Source organism: Flavobacteriales bacterium (assembly GCA_030584065.1).
Classification (GTDB): Bacteria; Bacteroidota; Bacteroidia; order Flavobacteriales_F; family PHOS-HE28; genus PHOS-HE28.
The window spans coordinates 2622497-2644722 of sequence record CP129489.1 but is presented as its reverse complement, the minus strand read 5'-3'; the positions used below and the strand labels follow the sequence as shown (position 1 = coordinate 2644722).

The 22226-nt window shown below is 64.3% G+C and carries 20 protein-coding genes; 17 read left to right on the top strand and 3 right to left on the bottom strand.

Annotation, left to right across the window (positions count from 1 at the left end):
- Positions 1-2 precede the first annotated feature (2 nt).
- The 11 genes from QY325_11180 to QY325_11130 all read left to right on the top strand — a co-directional run bounded on the left by QY325_11180 (position 3) and on the right by QY325_11130 (position 13793).
- Complete coding sequence (locus QY325_11180) at positions 3-3212, top strand: TAT-variant-translocated molybdopterin oxidoreductase (GenBank protein ID WKZ65324.1); 3210 nt, start codon at positions 3-5, stop codon at positions 3210-3212.
- Between the two features lie 18 nt (positions 3213-3230).
- Positions 3231-4619 (top strand): polysulfide reductase NrfD, encoded by a 1389-nt coding sequence (gene nrfD, locus QY325_11175; protein ID WKZ65323.1) that lies wholly within the window; start codon positions 3231-3233, stop codon positions 4617-4619.
- A 4-nt stretch (positions 4620-4623) separates the two neighbouring features.
- A complete protein-coding gene (locus QY325_11170) occupies positions 4624-5157 on the top strand; it encodes a DUF3341 domain-containing protein (protein WKZ65322.1) in 534 nt (177 codons plus the stop codon).
- Between the two features lie 5 nt (positions 5158-5162).
- The gene (locus QY325_11165) at positions 5163-5822 is read left to right on the top strand and encodes a cytochrome c (protein ID WKZ65321.1); all 660 of its coding nucleotides are present in this window, start codon (positions 5163-5165) and stop codon (positions 5820-5822) included.
- Between the two features lie 23 nt (positions 5823-5845).
- A complete protein-coding gene (locus QY325_11160) occupies positions 5846-7054 on the top strand; it encodes a quinol:cytochrome C oxidoreductase (GenBank protein ID WKZ65320.1) in 1209 nt (402 codons plus the stop codon).
- Positions 7055-7104: 50 nt separating this feature from the next.
- Complete coding sequence (locus QY325_11155) at positions 7105-8373, top strand: cytochrome c oxidase subunit II (protein ID WKZ65319.1); 1269 nt, start codon at positions 7105-7107, stop codon at positions 8371-8373.
- A 20-nt stretch (positions 8374-8393) separates the two neighbouring features.
- Entirely contained in the window at positions 8394-10184 is a 1791-nt protein-coding gene (locus QY325_11150) for a cbb3-type cytochrome c oxidase subunit I (protein ID WKZ65318.1), read from the top strand.
- Between the two features lie 62 nt (positions 10185-10246).
- A complete protein-coding gene (locus QY325_11145; GenBank protein WKZ65317.1) occupies positions 10247-10864 on the top strand; it encodes a hypothetical protein in 618 nt (205 codons plus the stop codon).
- Between the two features lie 40 nt (positions 10865-10904).
- Positions 10905-11930, top strand: coding sequence for a Holliday junction branch migration DNA helicase RuvB (ruvB, locus tag QY325_11140; GenBank protein WKZ65316.1), 1026 nt, complete (start codon positions 10905-10907; stop codon positions 11928-11930).
- Positions 11931-12011: 81 nt separating this feature from the next.
- On the top strand, positions 12012-12518 hold the full coding sequence (locus QY325_11135) for a hypothetical protein (protein ID WKZ65315.1): 507 nt from the start codon (positions 12012-12014) through the stop codon (positions 12516-12518).
- A 153-nt stretch (positions 12519-12671) separates the two neighbouring features.
- On the top strand, positions 12672-13793 hold the full coding sequence (locus tag QY325_11130) for a hypothetical protein (GenBank protein WKZ65314.1): 1122 nt from the start codon (positions 12672-12674) through the stop codon (positions 13791-13793).
- A 5-nt stretch (positions 13794-13798) separates the two neighbouring features.
- Here the strand turns inward: QY325_11130 and QY325_11125 are convergent, their stop codons facing one another.
- Positions 13799-15010 (bottom strand): acyl-CoA dehydrogenase family protein, encoded by a 1212-nt coding sequence (locus QY325_11125; GenBank protein ID WKZ65313.1) that lies wholly within the window; start codon positions 15008-15010, stop codon positions 13799-13801.
- 85 nt (positions 15011-15095) lie between these two features.
- Here QY325_11125 and QY325_11120 point away from each other — a divergent pair, with 85 nt between their 5' ends.
- Genes QY325_11120 through QY325_11095 form a run of 6 tightly spaced genes read left to right on the top strand, consistent with a single transcriptional unit; the run spans position 15096 to position 20454 of the window.
- The gene (locus tag QY325_11120) at positions 15096-15770 is read left to right on the top strand and encodes a DUF4271 domain-containing protein (protein WKZ65312.1); all 675 of its coding nucleotides are present in this window, start codon (positions 15096-15098) and stop codon (positions 15768-15770) included.
- A gap of 12 nt (positions 15771-15782) precedes the next feature.
- Complete coding sequence (locus QY325_11115; GenBank protein ID WKZ65311.1) at positions 15783-16532, top strand: uroporphyrinogen-III synthase; 750 nt, start codon at positions 15783-15785, stop codon at positions 16530-16532.
- Positions 16533-16578: 46 nt separating this feature from the next.
- A complete protein-coding gene (locus tag QY325_11110; protein ID WKZ65310.1) occupies positions 16579-16968 on the top strand; it encodes a ribonuclease P protein component in 390 nt (129 codons plus the stop codon).
- Positions 16961-17209 (top strand): membrane protein insertion efficiency factor YidD, encoded by a 249-nt coding sequence (yidD, locus tag QY325_11105; GenBank protein WKZ65309.1) that lies wholly within the window; start codon positions 16961-16963, stop codon positions 17207-17209. The genes QY325_11110 and yidD overlap by 8 nt, the downstream gene beginning before the upstream one ends.
- On the top strand, positions 17196-18869 hold the full coding sequence (locus QY325_11100) for a S41 family peptidase (GenBank protein WKZ65308.1): 1674 nt from the start codon (positions 17196-17198) through the stop codon (positions 18867-18869). Before yidD ends, QY325_11100 begins: the two co-directional genes overlap by 14 nt.
- A 22-nt stretch (positions 18870-18891) precedes the next feature.
- Positions 18892-20454, top strand: a complete 1563-nt coding sequence (locus QY325_11095) for an O-antigen ligase family protein (GenBank protein WKZ65307.1) — start codon at positions 18892-18894, stop codon at positions 20452-20454.
- Here the strand turns inward: QY325_11095 and QY325_11090 are convergent.
- Both QY325_11090 and QY325_11085 read right to left on the bottom strand, forming a co-directional pair.
- Positions 20417-21412, bottom strand: coding sequence for a glycosyltransferase family 9 protein (locus QY325_11090; protein ID WKZ65306.1), 996 nt, complete (start codon positions 21410-21412; stop codon positions 20417-20419). The genes QY325_11095 and QY325_11090 overlap by 38 nt on opposite strands.
- A complete protein-coding gene (locus QY325_11085; protein ID WKZ65305.1) occupies positions 21396-22193 on the bottom strand; it encodes a glycosyltransferase family 2 protein in 798 nt (265 codons plus the stop codon). Before QY325_11085 ends, QY325_11090 begins: the two co-directional genes overlap by 17 nt.
- Positions 22194-22226 lie beyond the last annotated feature (33 nt).

The following is a 22226-nucleotide window of genomic DNA, read 5'->3' as shown; positions in this document are numbered from 1 at the left end:
CAATGTCGAGCACGAAGCGATACTGGATGGACGCGGCGGACCTGCGTCAGGACCCCGAAGCGATCAAGGCCCGGGCCAATGAGTTCCCGCAGGACCTCGCCATCGACCAGGTGCTGGGCGACGCCCGGTTCCAAGGCGCCAGCACCGGCCGCCGCGACTTCCTCAAGTTCCTGGGCTTCTCCTTGGGCGCCGCCTCCTTGGCGGCCTGCGAGACCCCGGTGATCAAGAGCATCCCTTACGTGAACAAGCCCGAGGACATCACCCCGGGCGTGGCCAACTGGTATGCCAGCACGTTCTACGACGGCCAGGACTTCGCCAGCATCCTGGTGAAGACCCGCGAGGGCCGCCCCATCCACATCAAAGGCAACCCCCGCTTCGGCATCAACCGGAATCCCGGGCTTGACAAGGGCGTGGTGAATGCACGGATCAACAGCTCGGTGCTCTCGCTCTATGACGGCGAGCGCCTGAAAGGTCCGCGCCAGCGCGTGGAGGGCAAGCTCCAGGGGACGACCTGGGCCGATGCCGACAAGGCGATTGATGCGGGGCTCACCGCCGCCAGCGCGGCGGGCAAGCGCATCGTGGTGCTCACCAACACCATCATCAGTCCCAGCACCAAGGCGGCCGTGGCCGCGCTCAAGGCCAAGCATGCGACGGTGGAGCATGTGCAATACGACACCATCAGCTACAGCGGTGTCACGAATGCCAATCTCAAGAGCTTCGGTAAGCGGGTGTTCCCCAGCTACGACTTCACCAAGGCCGATGTGGTGGTGAGCGTGGACGCCGATTTCCTCAGCAGCTGGGGCAGCACCACCGAATACGCCTGGCAGTACGCCAGTCGCCGCAACCCCGATGGCGCCATGAACCGCCACTGGCAGGTGGAGGCGCGCATGAGCATCACCGGCGCGAACGCCGACGTCCGCATCCCGGTGAAGGTGAGCGAGCTTCCGCTGGCCGTGGTCGCCCTGCATGATGCCATCGCCGGCAAGGCCGGGGCCGCCACCGTGGGCGGCGGGCTGCAGATCGATGAGCTCAAGCACGCCGCCGATGCCCTGTGGGCCGCGCGCGGCAAGGCGCTGGTGGTCTGCGGCAGCAACGATGAAGGTGTGCAGGTGCTGGTGAACGGCATCAACAACCTGCTCGGGAGCTACGGCAGCACCATCGACCTCGATAACCATACCTGGTTCTTCCAGGGCGATGATGCAGCGGTGGCCCAGTTGGTGAAGGATATGAATGCCGGCACGGTGGGCGCGGTCCTCATGGCCGGCGTCAATCCGGCTTACAGCCTGCCCAATGCCGCCGAGTTCAAGGCGGCCCTGGAGAAGGTGGCGCTGACCGTGAGTTTCAGCCGCTACGCGGATGAGACCGCCAGCCTCTGCGGTTGGATCCTGCCGGACAACCACTACCTGGAGAGCTGGAACGATTTCATGCCGAAGGTGGGGCAGTATGCCCTGGCGCAGCCCGCCATCGCACGGCTGTTCGACACCCGCAGCTGGCCGGGCAACCTGGTGCGCTGGAGCGGCAGCCCGGCCAAATGGAACGACTTCATCCGCCAGACCTGGCAGGCGAACCTCGCGGTGCATGGCGCTGGCATGGATTTCACCGCGGTCTGGCATCAGAGCCTCCATGATGGCGTGCTGTCGTCGCCAGCGCTGCCGGCCACTCCGGTCGCATTCATGGGCGACATCGCCGCCGCCGGCGCCGCCGCCAAGCAGGCCGCTTCCGGGGCCGGTCAGTGGGAGCTCAGCCTCTATACCACCGAAGCCATCGGCGACGGCCAGCATGCCAACAACCCCTGGCTGCAGGAAATGCCCGACCCCTTGGCCAAGGTGACGTGGGACAACTATGTCTGCATGAGCTTCGCCGATGTGCGCAACCTCGGCCTCCCGGACTATCTCGGCGAGCAATCGCCCGCCGGCGTGGTGAGCGTGAAGTTGGGCGCTGCCGAGGTGAAGCTGCCGGTGGTGCCCAGCCCCGGCCAGAAGCCCGGCACCATCGCCATCGCGCTCGGCTACGGCCGCGGCGCCAATGGCGAGAAGGTGGGCAAGGCCGCGGTGACCACCGATCACGAGGGCGTGCTGTCGCCGGTGGGGCGCAATGCCTACCCGTTCACATCCCTGCGGAACGGTACGGTGAGCTATGATGCGGTGAGCGTGGAGGTGAGTGCCACGGGCGAGACCTACCCGATCGCCATCACGCAGACACACCTCACGCACATGGACCGCCACAGCATCGTGAAGGAGACCTCCCTCGCGGTGTACAAGGCCGGTGACAAGGACGCCTTCAACCACGCCCACACCCTGGCCGTGCACGAGGATGTGAACGGCGACGGGACGATTGACGCGCGCGACCGCAAGCCGGTTGCCGAGTTCGACCTCTGGGATGAGCATCCCGTGGAGGGCGTGGGCCACCGCTGGGGCCTGAGCATCGACCTCAACAGCTGCATCGGCTGCGGGGCCTGCATCACCGCCTGCAACAGCGAGAACAACATCCCGGTGGTGGGCAAGGACGAGGTGCGCCGCAGCCGCGAGATGCACTGGCTGCGACTGGACCGCTACTACAGCAGCGATACCAAGTGGGCGGAGGGCCGTGAGGCGGGCGAGAGCAAGATCTCCCTCTACACCAGGATGGAGGAGCCCAGCGAGCGCCCGAGCGTGTTCTTCATGCCGGTGATGTGCCAGCACTGCAACCACGCGCCGTGCGAAACCGTGTGCCCGGTGGCCGCCACCACGCACAGCAATGAGGGCCTCAACCAGATGGCCTACAATCGGTGCATCGGCACACGCTACTGCGCCAACAACTGCCCTTACAAGGTGCGGCGCTTCAACTGGTTCAACTATGTCACCGAGCAGTTCGCCGAGGTGAATCCCGCATGGGACGACCTGGGCCGCATGGTGCTGAACCCGGACGTGACCGTGCGCGCCCGCGGGGTGATCGAGAAGTGCAGCCTGTGCGTGCAGAGCATCCAGGCCGGCAAGCTCAAGGCCAAGAAGGAGGGCCGTCCCGTGAAGGACGGCGACATCGAGACGGCCTGCAGCGCTGCCTGCGGCACCGGAGCCATCGTGTTCGGCGACCTCAACGACAAGCGGAGCATGGTGCGCGGGAAGGCCGACAGCGACCGCAGCTACCACATGCTCGAGGAGGTCGGCGTGAAGCCCAATGTGAACTACCTCGTGAAGGTGCGCAACTCGGAAGAGGCCGCTCATCACGCCTAAGCGAAACGACCAGGAACCATGCACTCCGAAGCAGCGATCCGTGAACCGCTCATCCTGGGTCACAAGACCTACGCCGATATCACCAACGATATCGTGGGGCCCATCGAGAACAAAGCCCCCCGCGGCTGGTATGTGCTCATGACGCTCGCCAGCCTGGTGGCCGCCTACGGCACCGGCTGCATCCTGTACCTCATCAGCAAGGGGATCGGCGTCTGGGGCCTGAACAAGACGGTGGACTGGGCCTGGGACATCACCAACTTCGTGTGGTGGGTGGGCATCGGCCACGCCGGAACCCTCATCAGCGCCGTGCTGCTGCTCTTCCGTCAGAAGTGGCGCATGGCCATCAACCGCTCGGCTGAGGCCATGACCATCTTCGCCGTGATCATGGCCGCCACCTTCCCCGGCATCCACATGGGAAGGATCTGGATGAGCTACTGGGTGCTGCCCCTGCCCAACCAGTTCGGCAGCCTGTGGGTGAACTTCAACTCGCCACTCCTGTGGGACGTGTTCGCGATCAGCACCTACTTCAGCGTATCGCTCGTCTTCTGGTACATCGGCCTCATCCCTGACTTCGCCACCATCCGCGACAAGGTGAGCAAGCCGATGATGAAGAAGGTGTACGGCATCCTCAGCTTCGGCTGGACGGGCAACGCCAAGGCCTGGACCCGCTTCGAGGAAGTGAGCCTTGTGCTCGCCGGCATCGCCACCCCGCTGGTGTTCTCGGTGCACTCGGTGGTGAGCTTCGACTTCGCCACCTCGGTGATTCCCGGCTGGCACACCACCATCTTCCCGCCCTACTTCGTGAGCGGCGCCGTGTTCAGCGGCTTCGCCATGGTGCAGACCCTGCTGCTGATCATGCGCAAGGTGATGCACCTGGAGGCCTACATCACGAAGAAGCACATCGAGTACATGAACATCGTGATCATCGTCACCGGCTCCATCGTGGGCGTGGCGTACATCACGGAGCTCTTCATCAGCTGGTACAGCGGCGTGGAGTACGAGAGCTACGCCTTCATCAACCGCGCCACGGGCCCCTACTGGTGGAGCTACTGGGCCATGATGAGCTGCAACGTGATCAGCCCGCAGCTCTTCTGGTTCAAGAAGCTGCGCACCAATCTGGCCTTCACCTTCTTCATGAGCATCATCGTGAACATCGGCATGTGGTTCGAGCGCTTCGTGATCATCGTCACCTCGCTGCACCGCGACTACATGCCCAGCGCGTGGACCATGTTCCACCCCACCTGGGTGGACGTGGGCGTGTTCCTGGGCACCATCGGCATCTTCTCCACGCTCTACCTGCTCTTTGCGCGCTACTTCCCCGTGCTGGCGCTGAACGAGGTGAAGTCCATCCTGAAGGTCAGCGGCGAGAGCTACAAGCAGCAGGCCGCCCAACACCACCACCACTAGGACCATGGCGAACAAGGTCATCTATGCGGTCTACGAGGACCCCGAGCAGCTCAAGGACGGAGCGCGCAAGCTGGTGAGCAGCGGCGTGCGGGTGAAGGATGTGTTCTCGCCCTTCCCGGTCCACGGCCTCGACCCCATCATCGGCGTCAAGCGCACCCGTCTGGGCATTGTGAGCTTCATGTTCGGCATCACGGGCACCTGCCTCGCGCTGCTGGGCATCTGGTACTTCAACATCTTCGATTGGCCGATGAACATCGGCGGCAAGCCCAGCCAGGCGCTCTACAAGAACCTGCCGGCCTTCATCCCGGTGACCTTCGAGTTCACGGTGCTCTGCGCAGCCCATGGCATGGCCATCACCTACCTGATCCGCAACAAGACGCTGCCCGGCATGCCGGCACGGAACCCCGATCCGCGCACCACGGACGACAAGTTCATCATGGAGGTGCGCACCGCGGACAACCACGGCCACAGCGCTGAGGCCATTGTCGGCATGCTGCGCGAGACCCCCGTGTTCGAGATCAACGAGCGCCAATGCTGAGCACCATGCGCACGACCCCGACCCTCACCCTTCTCGCCGGCTTGGCCATCCTCGCCTCCTGCGGGGGCGACCCCAACAGCCCGGGCGTGGAATACATGCCCGACATGTACCGCAGCCCCGCCATCGAGGCCTACGTGGACTACGGCCAGGACCCCTACCACCTCAGCGAGGAGCTGGCCCGCGAGCAGCGGAACAGGCCCAGCGCACGGAAGCCCGCTGCCGGAACCATCCCCTTCAGCGAGGACCCCGCCAAGGCGCAGTTCAGGATGCCCTATCCCTACCCCAATACGACCGAAGGCTACGAGGCTGCCGGCGCACAGCTGAAGAGCCCCGTGCCCATGACCGAGGCCACGGTGGCCAAGGGGAAGGAAATCTACGGCAAGTTCTGCCAGCATTGCCACGGCGAGAAGGGCGAGGGTGACGGCGGCGTGGTGAAGAACGGCAACTACCCGCAGCCTCCCAGCTACACCGGTCCGCTGAAGGACCTGCCCGAGGGAAAGATCTTCCACAGCCTCGTGTACGGCAAGAACATCGCCATGGGCTCCCATGCCTCGCAACTCGATAAGGAGGAGCGGTGGATGGTGACGCACTATGTGCAATTCCTCCAGAACGGAGGGAAGATGACGCGTGAGCCGGTGGCCGAAGCGGCCCCGGAAGCCAAGTGAACCAGGACGACAACGGAACAGCGATGAACTTCACCATCAGCAAACGGGCCGGCACGCTGAGCATGGCGCTGATCGCCATCGGCGCGCTCGCCACGGTGGCCGGCGTGATCGGCGACCACAGCGACCATCATCAGCGCACCTGGTCGGCCCTGCTCGTGAACGGCTTCTTCTTCCTCGGCATCGGCCTGGGCGCGCTCTTCTTCTACACCCTGCAGAATGCCACCGAAACGGCGTGGAGCGTGCTGGTGAAGCGCGTGTTCGAGGGCATCATGGGGTGGATCCCTGTGGGTGCGGCGGTGATGCTCGTCGTGCTCGCCGCCGGGAGCCTGGGCCTGCACCACATCTACCACTGGATGGACGAGAGCCTTTACGTGAAGGGCGGCCCCAACTACGATGCGATCATGGCAGGCAAGAGGGCCTTCCTCAACCAGCCCTTCTTCTGGGTGCGCTCGCTGGCCTACCTGGCCACCTTCGTGATCGCCGCCCGCTGGTTCCGCAAGAAGAGCCTGGAGATGGACGGCCTCACCGGGGAGAGCCTCGTGCGCACGCACCTCCTCACCTATCGCCGGGGAGCCCTCTTCCTGGTGTTCTTCGCCGTGTTCAGCAGCACCCTCGCCTGGGATTGGCTCATGAGCATCGATGCCCACTGGTTCAGCACCCTTTACGGCTGGTACGTGTTCAGCGGCATGTGGGTGAGCGCCATGATCACCGGCGTGGTGATGGTGCTCTACCTGAAGCGCAAGGGCTACCTGCCCCAGGTGAACAACAGCCATATCCACGACATGGGCAAGTGGGTGTTCGCCGTGAGCTTCCTCTGGAGCTACCTCTACTTCAGCCAGTTCATGCTCATCTGGTACAGCAATATCCCGGAGGAGGTCACCTATTTCCAGTCGCGCATCAACGACCATCCCTGGCTCACCTGGGTGGTCTTCGGCATCAACTTCGCCCTGCCCATGGCGCTGCTCATGAGCCGCGACGCCAAGCGCAACCCCCGTTTCCTCATCGGGGTCGGTGCGTTGATCTTCATCGGCCATTGGCTCGACGTGAACATGATGGTGATGCCGGGCGCTGCCGGGCATGATTTCCATCATGGCATCGAGCTCCTCGACGCCGGCATGTTCGTGCTCTTCCTGGGTGCCTTCATCCGCGTCGTGCTCGGAACCCTGGCCAAGGCGCCGCTCACGCCGGTGAACCACCCCTACTTGGAGGAGAGCGTGCATCATCAGATCTGAACGGACCAATGAACATCGAACCCGGTGCCCGGGTTGAAGCATAGCGGACAATGACCAAACTGCTGATCCTGATCGTGGTGGTGCTGGGCATCCTGGCGGTGGCCCAGCTGGCACGCGTCTACGAGCTCACCTCCAGGCTGCGCGGCAAGCGCGAGGAGGACATCTCCGATGCGGACAACCGGATGAACGCCACCCTGATGTGGCTCTTCCCGGTGGCCTACTTCGGATTCTTCCTCTGGCTCGTTCTCCGATACAAGGACAAGATGCTCCCCGTGGCCGCCAGCGCGCAGGGCGAGGACACCGACGCGCTGCTCAACTTCAACTGGTGGATCCTCATCACGGTCTTCGTCTTCACAAACATCCTGCTGTTCTACTTCGCGGGGAAATACGTGTTCAGCAAGCACCGTCGCGCGCACTGGTACCCGCACAACAACAAGCTCGAGCTGCTCTGGACCGTGGTGCCGGCCTCGGTGCTCTTCGTAATCATCATCTACGGCCTCACCACCTGGCAGGAGATCACGGCACCCGCTTCGCCCGATGCCGTGCAGGTGGAGCTCTACGCCAAGCAGTTCGATTGGACCGCCCGATACCCTGGTGCGGACGGCATGCTGGGCGCCACGGACTACCGGCTCATCAACGGGGACAATCCCCTCGGGATCGTTACCGCCAAGGCCATCGCCACGCGGCTCTCCGAGATCGACCAGGAGCTTGCCGAGACCCGCAAGCAGCTGGAAGGCGTGCTGCCGGATGGGAAAGCCGCAGAGCTCGAGGACCGCATCGGCTACCTTGAGCGCATGACCATGCGCATCATCAACCTCCGCACGGTGATGGAACAGGACATCAAGGCCAAGGGTGAGGCGAGCGCCTACATGCACGGCGCCGATGACGTGGTGACCAAGGATTTCTACCTGCCGGTGCGCAAGGAGGCCAACATCCTCATCCGCAGCCGCGACATCATCCACAGCGCCTACATCCCGCACCTCCGCATCCAGATGAACGCGGTGCCCGGGATGACCACGATGATGAAGGTGGTGCCGACCATCACCACGGACAGCATGCGCACGCATGTGATGAAGGATGAGAAGTTCGACTTCATCCTCCTCTGCAACAAGATCTGCGGCGCCAGCCACTACAACATGCAGATGCCGCTGATCGTGACCCCCCCGGCGGACTTCGATGCCTGGGTGGCCGAGGCCAACAAGAAGCCCTTTGAACCGAAGGAGGAGCAGGCCGTGCCGGCCGCGCCGGTGGCAGATTCCACGGCGACCGCCTCCAAGGACAGCACGGCGATCGCCGCCCTGCCCGCAACCGGAAAATGAACCGCTAAGCCCTGACGAACATGGGTGCACACGCGCACACCGCTCAAGCCGGTCACCACGACCACCACCATCACGAGGAGAGCTTCATCTCGAAGTGGGTCTTCTCGCATGATCACAAGATGATCGGGAAGCAGTTCCTGGTCACCGCGATCGTGATGGCCTGGGTGGCGGTGATCATGTCGCTGATCTTCCGCCTGCAGCTGGCGTGGCCGAATGAGGGCTTCGCCTTCACGAACTTCTTCCTGGGCGACAAGTGGGCGCCCGAAGGCGTGCTGGACCCCAATATGTACCTCGCGCTGGTCACCATCCACGGCACCATCATGGTGTTCTTCGTGCTCACGGGCGGCCTCTCCGGCACCTTCGCCAACCTGCTCATCCCCCTGCAGGTCGGCGCCCGCGACATGGCCAGCGGCTTCATCAACATGCTCAGCTACTGGTTCTTCTTCCTGAGCAGCGTGATCATGCTCGCCTCCCTCTTCGTGGAGGGCGGACCGGCCAGCGCTGGGTGGACGATCTACCCGCCGTTGAGCGCGCTGCCGAAGGCCATGCCCGGCTCCGGCGCGGGGATGACGCTCTGGCTGGTGAGCATGACGCTCTTCATCGCAAGCTCGTTGATGGGCGGCCTCAACTACGTGGCCACCATCCTGAACCTGCGCACCAAGGGCATGAGGATGACCCGCCTGCCGCTCACGGTCTGGGCGCTGCTGCTCACGGCCGTGCTCGGTATCCTCAGCTTCCCGGTGCTCCTGAGCGCTGCGCTGCTGCTGCTCCTTGACCGCACCTTGGGCACCAGCTTCTACCTGAGCGACATCCACCTGGCTGGCGAGGCCCTGGAGCAGACCGGCGGAAGCCCCATCCTGTTCCAGCACCTCTTCTGGTTCCTAGGACACCCCGAGGTGTATATCGTGCTGCTGCCGGCCTTGGGCATCACCTCGGAGATCATCTCAACCAACGCCCGCAAGCCCATCTTCGGCTACAGGGCCATGATCGGCTCCATCCTGGCCATCGGATTCCTCAGCTTCATCGTGTGGGGTCACCACATGTTCGTCACCGGTATGAACCCGTTCCTGGGGAGCGTGTTCGTGGCCACCACGCTGCTGATCGCCATCCCCAGCGCTGTGAAGGTGTTCAACTACATCACCACGCTCTGGCGCGGCAACATCATCTTCACGCCGGCCATGCTCTTCAGCATCGGTCTGGTCGCCACCTTCATCGCGGGTGGTCTCACAGGCATCATACTCGCGGACAGCGCCCTCGACATCGCTGTGCACGATACCTATTTCGTGGTGGCGCACTTCCACATCGTGATGGGCATGAGCGCCATCTTCGGGATGTTCGCCGGCATCTACCACTGGTTCCCGAAGATGTACGGGCGGATGATGAACACTAAGCTGGGCTATGCCCACTTCTGGATCACCTTCGTCTGTGCATTCGGGGTGTTCTTCCCCATGCACTTCATCGGTCTGGCCGGCGCGCCCCGTCGGTATTACAGCTACACGGAGTTCCCCATGTTCGATGGCGTGGTCGACCTGAATGTGCTCGTCACCGTATTCGCGATCATCGGAGCGCTGGCGCAGGTGGTCTTCACCTACAACTTCTTCTACAGCATTTACCGCGGGCCCAAGGCGGTGCAGAACCCTTGGAAGAGCAATACGCTGGAGTGGACCACCCCCGTGGAGCACGTCCATGGCAACTGGCCGGGCCCCATCCCCGTGGTGTATCGCTGGCCCTATGACTACAGCAAGCCGGGCAAGGCGGAGGACTGGGTGAGCCAGGTCACGCCGCTCGAGCCGGACGAGGAGGAGCACTAGGCGGCCGCGCGTAGGCCTTGGGAATGTCCGCACCTTTGAGGCGGACATTCCTTTTTCGGCCCATGCGCGCCCTCCTGTTCACGCTCGGCATCACCGTTGCCGGTGCCTGTGAGGCCCAGCTGCTGGACAGCATCGCGCTGTTCAGCCGGGAACAGGGGCGCTTTGTGGCCCGGTTGGATGTGCGCGGCTCCTTCATCAGCAATAGCCCGGTGCGCTTCGCCGGCGTGAAGGCGGGACTCGAACATGCACGGCGCTTCCAGTACGGCCTGGGATACAGCTTCCTTTTCACGCCGGTGGAGCGCGATGGAGAAGCGGGTGGCGTGGTGCGCCTGCGCATGGGATACATATCACCCTATGTCGATTATGCGTTCTTCCAGCGCGGGCCTTGGGAGGCCCGGATTCCCGTGCAATTGGGCTTCGGTGCCGGCTCGCTGGCGCTGCGAGGCGCCGATGGCCAGCGCCGCACACTGGCCCGTTCGGGACTCATCATCTATGAGCCCGCGATGACCATCCAGTACCGCTTCCTGCGGTATTTCGGCATTGGCGCGGGCTGGGGATTCCGCTGGGTGATACAGACCGGCGACGACCTGGGCGAGCGGCTCACCGCGCCCATCTACCTCTTCGGCCTGCGCGTCTTCATCGGCGACCTCTGGCGCGATACGCGGCCCAAAGGGGACTGAAGCACCGCTACCTTCGTCCATTCCCGTGCAGGGCCATCCGATGACAGACGGTTTCGATGTGCGCAAGGAGCAGCGCTCCGCCTCCGACAAGGAGATGGAGCAGGTGCTCCGTCCGCGCCGCTTCGAGGAATTCGCCGGGCAGAAGGCGGTGACGGACAACCTGAAGGTGTTCGTGCAGGCTGCCAAGCAGCGGGGCGAAGCGCTGGACCACGTGCTGCTGCACGGCCCGCCCGGCCTGGGGAAGACCACCTTGGCGAACATCATCGCCGCCGAGATGGGCGTGGGAATACGGATCACCAGCGGCCCTGTGCTGGATAAGCCCGCCGACCTGGCCGGGCTGCTCACGAACCTCGAGCCGCACGATGTCCTCTTCATCGACGAGATCCATCGCCTCACCCCGGTGATCGAGGAGTACCTGTACAGCGCCATGGAGGACTATCGCATCGACCTGGTGATCGATGCCGGTCCCAATGCGCGCACCGTGCAGATCGCGCTGAACCCGTTCACGCTGGTGGGCGCCACCACGCGCAGCGGCCTGCTCACGGCACCGCTGCGTGCCCGATTCGGGATCAACAGCCGGTTGGACTATTACGATGCAGCCACGCTCAAGGGAATCATCAGGCGCAGCGCCGGACTGTTGGCCGTGCCCATCATCGACGAGGCCGCCGATGAGATCGCACGCCGCAGCCGGGGCACGCCGCGCATCGCCAACGCGCTGCTGCGTCGCGTGCGCGATTTCGCCCAGATCCAAGGCGATGGCACGATCGACCTAGGCATCGCGCAGCATGCGCTGAAGGCGCTCAACGTGGATGCGCATGGCCTCGATGAGATGGACAACCGGATCCTCGGCGCCATCATCGACAAGTTCAGCGGTGGGCCGGTAGGGCTGAACACCGTGGCCACCGCGGTGGGCGAGGAGGCAGGCACCATCGAGGAGGTGTATGAACCCTTCCTTATCATGGAGGGCTATCTGCAGCGTACGCCGCGCGGTCGGCAGGCTACTGAGCGCGCCTACCGCCACCTTGGGCGCGTGCCCAGCGTGAAACCGGGCAGCCTGTTCGAATAGCACAGGGCTGCAATCCCCCCTTGTGGGTATTGGTGCATGGGGGTGACGGGGCCAGCTTTGACCCCAGCAATCCACACCGCCATGGTCAAGCGCATCAACATTCCACTGGAGGCTGTTGCCCTCGCCGCATTGCTGGCCCTGTTCGGGCTCTCGGTTTTCGCGGCACCCACGAATGAAGCCCCCGACCGTGTGCTGCTCACCGGATGGCTGCATGTGGAGGACCGAACGGTGGAGGACCTGGTGCTCGTGGTGGAACTGGATGGCGAGCACTGCCTCTATGCCGAGGTGCGCGGATCCGGCCGCTTCATCGTAGAGGTGCCGGCCAATTCACGGGCGGTCCTGCGGTTCGACAAGCCCGGCCACCTCAGCAAGGAGGTGGTGGTGGATACGCGCAATGCACTGGCGAGCAGCAAGGCGCAGCGCGCCAATCGACGAATCGATTTCGATGTGGTGCTGGAGCCTGAGGAGAAGCGGCCAGGAAGGCGTTATGATGGACCGGTAGGCAGCCTTCGGTTCGTGAAGGGTACGGGCTCGATGAAGGTGGGGCACGACCTGCGCGTAGTTGCGGCCGGGGCATTGGCGCCGTGACCCGCGAGCCCGCCTACTTTCGCCATGCCCATGCTGGCGGAAGCTGCCAATAAGGAGGAGGCGAGAAGCGGGCCGAGGGATCGGTTGTTGTTCGGATTGGCCTCGGCAATCTGCCTCTTAGCGCTCATCTGGCGGCGCCCCGATGCATTCACGATGCCTTGGTTCTATGCGGAAGAAGGCCGTGACTTCCTCGCCCAAGCCTATGATGAAGGATGGGCCTCCTGCTTCAATCGGACCAATGGCTACTTCCACCTTTTCCCGCGGTTGACGGCCAACTTGGGGATCTTCCTCGGCATCCCGCTTATGATGCTGCCCTGGTTGAATCTGGCGGCCCTGCTCGTCCTGTATGCCACGCTCTGGCGGTACGCTTGGACGCGCTTTCCGGCTGGGCGCACGGCGCGATTCGTTGCGGTGGTCTCTACCGTGCTGGTCCCGTTGGGCAACGAGATCTGGATGAACATGACCAATGCCCAGTGGCCTATGGCACTGCTCATCGTGCTGATCCTCTTCGGACGGCCCGCAGCCGATCGGCGCTGGCGGGCTGTGGATGCCCTGGCCTGCCTGCTCGCGGCCTTCACCGGGCCCTTCGCCTTGGTGCTCGCCCCGGTGGCACTTTGGCGGCTTTGGCATGGCCGTTCACGGATCGGCACAGGAGGGTTCACGGCCATGGTCCCGTTCCTGATCGTCCTCTTCGGCGCCGTTGCGAGTGCGGCATCGTTGGCACTGCATGGATCGGTGGCGCGCACCGATGGCGCCTTCGAGCCTTTCGATCCGGGATTCGTCCAAGCGGCCTTCTTCCAGCTCTGGTTCCCCTTGCTGGGCAAAGGCATCCACGAAACCCCGGCATGGATGCATGGCTTGCTGGTGGCCTTGGCCCTCGCTGGCTTGGCACTGGTGGTGCGCCGCCGTTCCAGGGGCTTCAGCGTGGCCGCATTCGCAGCGGCCGCATCGCTCTTCCTGGTCGTGCTGGTGAGCTACCGTGGCGAGCCGGGTTTCCTCTCGCCCTATTATGCCGGCATCCGCAACTTCTACCTGCCGGCTGTCCTCGTTGCGTGGGCCCTCATCGCCGCAGTGGACTGGGGGAGGCGCGTGATTGCGGCGCTGTTCGGCGCGATGTGCGCATGGTGGGCGGTGCAGACCATCGTGTTCGTGGGTCCACTGCGGTTCCGGGATGAGCCGGCCGTCGTCGATCTGTCACCGCTCACGAAGGGCCAAGCAGTAGAGGTGCCAATCGACCCGCAGGGATGGACGATGCGGCTGGAGCCTCGCCGATGAGCCGCTTACTTGAACGCCGGGATGCCTGTCACCTCCATGCCCGTGATGAGCAGGTGTATGTCGTGGGTGCCCTCGTAGGTGACCACGCTCTCGAGGTTCATCATGTGGCGCATGATGGGGTATTCGTTGGTGATGCCCATGCCGCCGAGGATCTGGCGGGCCTCACGCGCCACGGTGAGCGCGAGGTGCACGTTGTTGCGCTTGGCCATGCTGATCTGCTGGGTGGTGGCGCGGCCCTCGTTGCGCAGCACACCCAGGCGCCAGGTCAGGAGCTGGGCCTTGGTGATCTCGGTGACCATCTCGGCCAGCTTCTTCTGGGTGAGCTGGAAGGCCGCGATGGGCTTGCCGAACTGGATGCGCTGTTGGGCATAGCGCAGCGCCGTGTCGTAGCACTCCATGGCCACGCCGAGCGTACCCCAGGCGATGCCGTAGCGGGCGCTGTCCAGGCAGCCCATGGGGGCGCCCAGGCCGTTCTTGCCGGGCAGCAGGTTGCCCTTGGGCACCTTCACGTTGTCGAATACCAGCTCGCCGGTGGGGCTGGCGCGGAGGCTGAGCTTGCCGTGCGTGGTGGGGGTGGTGAAGCCTTCCATGCCCCGTTCCACGATGAGGCCGTGGATGCGGCCCTCGGTGTTCTCGGCCTTGGCCCACACGATCGCCAGGTCGGCGAAGGGCGCATTGCTGATCCACATCTTGGCGCCGTTCAGCAGGTAGTGGTCGCCCATGTCCTTGAAGGTGGTGACCATGCCGCTGGGGTTGCTGCCGAAGTCGGGCTCGGTGAGGCCGAAGCAGCCGATCTTCTTGCCCTGCACCATGTCCGGCAGCCACTTCTTCTTCTGTTCCTCGCTGCCATACTTCCAGATCGGGTACATGGCCAGTGAGCCCTGCACGCTGCACAGGCTGCGCAGGCCGCTGTCGCAGCGCTCGATCTCCTGCATGATGAGGCCGTAGCTGATCTGGTCCAGGCCGGGACCGCCGTATTGCTCGGGCACGAAGGGGCCGAACGCGCCGATCTCGGCCAGTCCGGGAATGATGTCCTTGCTGAACTCCGCTTTCTCGAAGCGCTCCTCGATGATGGGCTTCAGGTGCAGGCTCACATGCTTGCGGGCCGTGTCGCGGATCAGGCGGTGCTCCTCGGTGAATAGCTCCTCCACCAGATAATGGTCATGGCTCTGGAAAAGGTCGGTGGCTGCTTTCTTCGGGGCTGCGGTGGTGCTCATCGGGATGGGGGTGAACGGCTGATGTGCCGGGCCGCGAAATTAGTCGAACGCCCTCCGGGGGCGGCTGCTTCTACCTTCGCCGGGGATGAAAGGCGTGGTGCGCCCGGAGGATATGCTATCGGAGGAGTGGGTCACGGCCTGCTACCTGGGCTGCCTCGTTCTGATAGCGGCCATCAATACGGGTTCGCCGCGGAAGTGGCGGGTGCTTTGGCAGGCTGCATTCCGCATGCGGCTGGGGCGGCAGGCCCTCCGGGAAGAGCTGGATGCTGGCGACCGTACGGTGCTCGGACTGCTTGCCGTGGCGGTGGTGGCGATCGCCATGCTCCTGTGGCAGTGCGCAATGGTGTTCGGACGGGCGGTTCCGCCCTCCTTTCTCCTGTGCGCGGCAGCCGTGGCGGCCGTGCTCGCGATCCAATCCGTCCTGCTCAGGGGCCTTGCCTTCCTCGCCAAGGCGGATGCCGGTGCCCGTGAGTACAGGTACACCGGGTCCCTTCTCTATTCCGCCTTGGGCGTTGCCCTGCTTCCGCTGGTCATCCTGTCATCCTATCGGCCTCATTGGAGGCCGGCCCTGCTTGGCGGGGGACTGGCGCTTCTGGTCATGATCCTGCTCTACCGGTGGGTGCGCTGCCTTTGGATCGGCGCGGGTGAGGGGGTGCCCTTCCGGTACATAATTCTCTACCTTTGCGGCGCCGAAATCCTGCCCTTGCTGCTCGCCTCTCAGGCAATCGGGGAACGCATCCTGCCGTCGTTTCACTCCTAAGCCGAACCGGCCTTGAAGATCAAGACCATCCTCGTCTCGCAGCCGGCCCCTACGGACGAGAAATCGCCTTACCATGAGCTGGCCCGGAAGTACAGCCTGAAGATCGACTTCAGGCCCTTCATCAAAGTGGAGCCCGTCGGCGGCCAGGATTTCCGGCAGGAGCGCATCAGCATCCTCGATCATACGGCCATCGTGCTTACCAGCCGCAACGCGGTCGATCACTTCTTCCGCATGTGCAAGGAGCTACGGCTCACAGTGCCGGAGACCATGAAGTACTTCTGCATCAGCGAGAGCGTCGCCTATTATGTGCAGAAGTACATCGTCTACCGGAAGCGCAAGGTCTTCATCGGCAAGCAGAGCTTCGCCGACCTGGTGGATGTCATCAAGAAACACAAGGATGAGAAGTACCTGGTGCCGTGCAGCGACATCCAGAAGCAGGAGATACCGGAGCTGCTGGACAAGGCCGGCGTGAAGTACACCAATGCGGTATTCTACCGCACCGTGGCCAGCGACCTCAGCGACATCAAGGAGCTGAAGTACGACATGCTGGTGTTCTTCAGCCCGGGCGGCATCGAGAGCCTGCGCAAGAACTTCCCCAAGTTCAAGCAGAATGGGGTGTTCATCGCGGCCTTCGGGCCCACAACGGCCAAGGCGGTGGTGGACAATGGCTTCCGGCTCGATCTGCAGGCGCCGCTCCCGGAAGCGCCGAGCATGACCGGGGCCATGGAGCTGTTCATCAAGCGACTGGCCAAGAAGAAGTGACCCCGTCCGTCACCGGGCGAACCGGCGGCGGCGGCCATCGCCCCGAATGCCCCCCCCGCGCAATACCTTCCGCAAGAGCGAGCGCCTTTGCGGCCGCCTTCGCCTGAAAGAGGTGGCGACGACCGGACGTGCGGTGAACGAACCGCCCTTCAGGCTGGTCGGGAAGATGATGCAATTGCCCACGGATGCACCGGCCCAAGTGGCCTTCGCTGTTCCCAGCCGCAGCATGAGGCGTGCGGTGCAGCGGAATCGCATGAAGCGACTGATGCGCGAGGCTTACCGAACGGGCAAGCACGACCTGCATGAGCGCCTTCGGGCCGAAGGCCGGCAATGCGCCTGGCTGTTCATCTTCCAAGGGAGGGAGCCGGTTAGCCAGGAGGAGACGCGCCAGAGAATAACCCGGGCATTGTCCCGTTGGATGGAACAGCATGGGTAGAGCCCTCGCATGGCCGATGATCCTTCTGGTCCGCCTTTACCAGTGGACCATCTCGCCCCTGCTGCCGGGCGCTTGCCGGTACACACCGTCGTGCTCGGAGTACGGCATCACCGCACTGAAGCGGCATGGGGCCTTCCGCGGCGGATGGCTCACCCTCAGGCGCTTTCTATCTTGTCACCCATGGGGCGGTCACGGATACGACCCGGTCCCCGAAGCACCACAGAAGCATGAGCACGCGTAGCACCAACAGGTCGGGCAAATGGAGGAACCTCGCCATCGGCGCGGCCATCGCTGCAGGAGGAGCGCTCACCGTCGCTGCGGGCGACAGCTACTTCGAGATCAGCAAGAACCTGGAGATCTTCACCGACCTCTACAAGGAGCTGAACATCTACTACGTGGATGACACCCAGCCCGGCAAGCTGATGAAGACGGGGATCGATGCGATGCTATCCTCGCTCGATCCCTACACGCAGTACATCCCGGAGAGCGACATGGAGGATTACCGCTTCCAGACCACGGGCCAGTACGGCGGCATCGGCGCGCTCATCAAGCGGAAGGGCGATGCGGTGGTGGTGAGCGAGCCGTATGAGAACTATCCGGCCATGAAGGCCGGGATCTGGGCCGGAGACGAAATCGTGGAGGTTGACGGCCGCAAGGTGACGGGCCTGGCCACCGATGAGGTGAGCAAGCTGCTCAAGGGCCAGAGCGGAACGGTGGTGAAGGTGGTGACCCGCCGCGAGGGCGCCACCACGGCGCATGCCCTCACCCGCGAGGAGATCAAGATACCGGATGTCCCCTACAAGGGCTTCGTGGATGACCAGCGCAAAGTGGGCTATATCAAGCTCAACAGCTTCACGCAGACCGCCGGCTCCGAGGTGCGCAAGGCGATGAAGGAGCTGAAGGACGAAGGCGCCAGCCATCTGATCCTCGACCTCCGCGGCAATGGGGGGGGGCTGTTGCGCGAGGCCGTCAACATCGTCAACCTGTTCGTTCCGAAGAATCAGCTCGTGGTGGAGACGCGCGGCCGCATCAGCGAATGGGACAAGACCTACAAGACGCTGAGCGACCCGCTGGACGCCGAGATCCCGTTGGCGGTGCTCGTGGATGGGCAGAGCGCCAGCGCCAGCGAGATCGTGAGCGGAGCGCTGCAGGACCTCGACCGGGCGGTGGTCGTCGGGGAGCGCACCTTCGGCAAGGGCCTGGTGCAGCAGACCAAGGACCTCCTTTACAACAGCAAGCTGAAGGTGACCGTCGCCAAATACTACATCCCCAGCGGCCGGTGCATCCAGAAGCTGGACTATGCGCAGCGCGACAGCAGCGGCAAGGCCGTGGAGGTGAAGGAGGAGGCCATCACCACCTTCAAGACGCGCAACGGCCGGCCGGTGGTGGATGGCAGGGGCATCCTGCCCGATGTGGAGGTGATGGAGCACGAGCTGGCCAAGATCGTCGGCGGGCTCTACGAGGAGGACCTTTTCTTCGACTTCGCCACGCGCTACCGCCTCTCGCATGCCGATATCGGACCGCCCGAATCATTCGTCGTCACTGACGAGATCTACCGGTCCTTCGTGGATTTCGTGAAGGACAAGCACTTCGATTACGACACCGAGAGCATCGAGGCGCTGGAGGCGCTGGTGGCCAAGACCAAGCAGGAGCGGTATTTCGAGCATGCCGAGGACGAGATCGCCGCGCTCCGAAAGGAGCTTGCTCCCGATCGATCCGAGGAGCTGGTGCGGTTCCGCTCCGACATCGAGGAGGTGCTGCGCAGCGAGATCGTGGCGCGGTATCATTTCCAGACCGGGCGCGCCAAGGCGGCGATTTCAACCGACCCGTACGTGAAACGCGCCGTTGAGCTCTTCGCGAAAGGCGAGGTTGCGCCCATCCTAGCGGGCCAGCGGAAGTAGGGAGATGCCCGCCTCGGTGCGCGTGCCCCATCGCGGTATCCATGTCGCGTCGCTCGCGCTGTGCGCCGTGTTCCTCCCTTGGAGCACCGCCTTCCTAAGCATCTCGCAGATGATCCTGGCGGCCAACTGGATCTCAGCAGGGCTGCTGCTGGGCGAGGCGCGCGCGCGATGGCGCTCGGCGCTTTCCGCCCCGGCAACGGTGTTCATCTCCTACTTGGGCCTGCATGTCCTCGGCCTGCTCTGGACAGAGGACCTCGGCTGGGGAATCGACCTTTGCAGGATCCTGTTGCCCGTGCTCGTGTTCGGGGTCGTTCTGGCGGGTTCGGAACGGCTGCAGCCGAAGGAGCTGCGGACCGTCCTCCTGCTCGGTGCCTGGAGCGCCATCGCATCGGGACTTGTCGGCGTGGCGTTCAGCGGGGCAGGACCGCACGACTACCGGTCCGTCTCCATGTTCATCAGCCATATCCGGCTGGCTCTCCTGTTGTGCTTGGCGATTGCGGTGCTTATCCATTATTCGGACGGACCGTGGCTTCAGCGGGCCGCGCATGCGGCCGGCTGCATCGCTGCGCTGCTGATGCTGCTGCGGCTGGGCAGCATCCAGGGTGCCGCCATCCTGGCGCTCATGGCCTGGGCGGCCCTTTGGAGGAGGAGTGCCTCCCTCGCCGCCGGTCATCGCAGGCGGATGCGGGCCGCACTCATCCTCATTCCCATTGGCGCAGGATTCGTGACGGTTTGGGCGGTACAGACGCATCACCACCCGGTTCCGTCCGGTCTCGCCCGGCGCATGGAGCGCACCGCCGGTGGGGAGCTCTACTACCACGACACCACCAACACCCAGACCGAGAACGGCTCGCACGTGTGGACCTACCTGGCCTGGGAGGAGCTACGGCGCACCTGGCCGCGGCGGAGCGATCGAATGCTTGACGACCTCGATGACCGCGGGCACCCGCTGTGGTCGACCTTGGTGCGCTACATGGCCTCGAAAGGCTTGCGCAAGGACAGCGCAGCGCTCATGTCCCTCACCGAAGGAGAAATCCGGGACATCGAGAGCGGGGTGCCCAATGCGGATGGGGAGACCGGCAGCGGTCTGCGGGCGCGGATCGAGGAGGTGCTCTTCGAGCTGGAGGTGTATCGGAGCACGGGCCTGGCAGGCGGGCATTCGGTGGCCATGCGACTCGAGTTCCTGCGTGCGGGATGGAGCATCGCGCGGGAGCATTGGTTCATGGGCGTCGGCACCGGCGATACGCAGCGTGCCTTCGACGCGCACTATGCCTCCGTGGATTCCCCGCTCGGTGAGCAATGGCGGCTGCGGGCGCACAACCAGTACCTCACGCTCTGGATCTCCTTCGGAGCATTCGGTCTTGCGGCAGCACTCCTCCAGTGGTGGTGGCCGGCATGGCGGCTCGGCGCCTGGCGCAGCCCGCTCTTCGCCTGCTGGGCCATTGCCTTCGGCGTGTCGTGCCTCACGGATGACACGCTCGAGACCCAGGCAGGGGCGACGTTCTTCGCCTTGTACTATGCACTGTTCGTCTTCGGAGCGCCGAAGCTCAGCGTGGCAGCAGCGCCAGCACCTGCTGCGGGGTGATGGCCTGGATGAGCGCGACGGCATCCCGGCTGTCCTGAGGCGGTGGCGCAACCAGTGAATGCGCGCGCGCGCCGATGGGGCCCCAGCGTCCCGGATGGATGGGCCGGACATCCGCATAGAGCCCGATGGCGGTGATGCCGCAGGCAGCGGCGATATGGAGCGGTCCGGTGCTGGCCGCCACCAAGGCTTGGCTGGCCCCGATGAGCGCGATCAGCTGGTGCAGGTCCAACCGGCCACCGGCATCCGCCACGTGCGCCAGGTTCAGCGGCAACCCCAACCGGTAGCGCTCAGCCTCTGCGGCCGTTCCCGTGATGATCGCGTGGTGGCGCTGTGGATCGAGGGCCTTGATGAGCTCCGCATAGCGCTCCAGCCCCCATTCCACGGCGCTGCCTTTCGAGAGCGGATGGAGCACCACATTGATGCGGTCGGGGCGGACGAGCGCAGCAACGGATGCCTCCGGCCGTGGCGCCGAGAAGCCCGAGAGACGGGTGAGCTCGTCCAAGGGCGGCACGGCGTTGATGCCGAGCGGTGCCAGCAGCTTCACGTTGAGCTGCGCTTCGTGCAGGTCGCTTCGCCTGCGGCTGAAGGGGATGCGCTCATTGCAGGTGAGCCAGTGCCACCAGCGATGGCTGGTGCCGATGCGCAGTCCGATTCCGGCATGCTTGGCCCAAGCCGCCACGCGCCGCTCCGGGAAGACGTGCACGATGGCCGCGGCGCGAAGCGCTGCAAGCCGTGAAACGGCCCCCGCATCCCCCATGTCGAGCAGGTCCTCCAGTGCAATCGAATCGTCGATGTGCACGCAGCGACTGAGCACAGGCAGGGTGTAGCGGCGACCGATGAAGGTGATGCGCACCCCGGGAAGGCGCTGCTTGAGCAGGCCTGCCGATGGGAGCGTCAGCATCACATCACCGATGCTGTCGGTCCTGCTCAGGATGATATGATCAAGCGGCCGCCCCATGATCCTGCATCTCTTTCAGCTTCCGGTACTTCAGGTGTACGGCCCATGCGCTGAGCGTGGCGATGCGCCACCCGGCCCATCCATCGAGGAAACCGAGCTGAAGCGCATAGCCCTGCACGAACTTGACCACCGGGGCCAGCCACATGCGGATCGCACCGGTCCGCTTACCTTGGGCGTGCATGGCGCGGGCATGCAGCGTGCTGTAGCGTTCGATGCGATCGCGGTGGTCCTCCACGCTGTGATAGGAGTAATGAAGCAGGTCGTGATCGAGGTCGATGACCCTGCACCCGTCCGGCAGGGCCAGTGTCTCATGCACATGCTCGCCCTCCCAGCGCGTGCCGGCCTTGGGGAACAGGCGCACCTTCGCATCGGGGTACCAGCCGCCATGCCTGACCCAGTGGCCGCAGTAGTTGGTGAGCCGCTTGAACCGGTAGGCACCGGCGAAGCCCTCTTCCTTCAACCGCTGAAGCTCCTCTCGCAAGCCGTCGGAAAGGGCCTCGTCGGCATCCAGCGAGAGGATCCAATCGTGCGCAGCAAAGGTGTTGGCGTGGTTCTTCTGGTCGCTGTAGTTGGTCCAGGCACGTTCGAGCACCCTTGCGCCGAGCGCTCCGGCGATCTCACGCGTGCGGTCGCTGCTGCCGGAGTCGACCACCACCGTCTCATCGGCGATTCCCTGGCAGGATTCCAGGCAGCGCGCGATGTTCCGCTCCTCGTTGTGCGTGATGATGATGACCGAGATGCGTGGCATGTCGATGGCCGCGAAAGCTACATCGGCGCGCATGGCCCATTGGATAGCCACACGCGCCGATGCGGT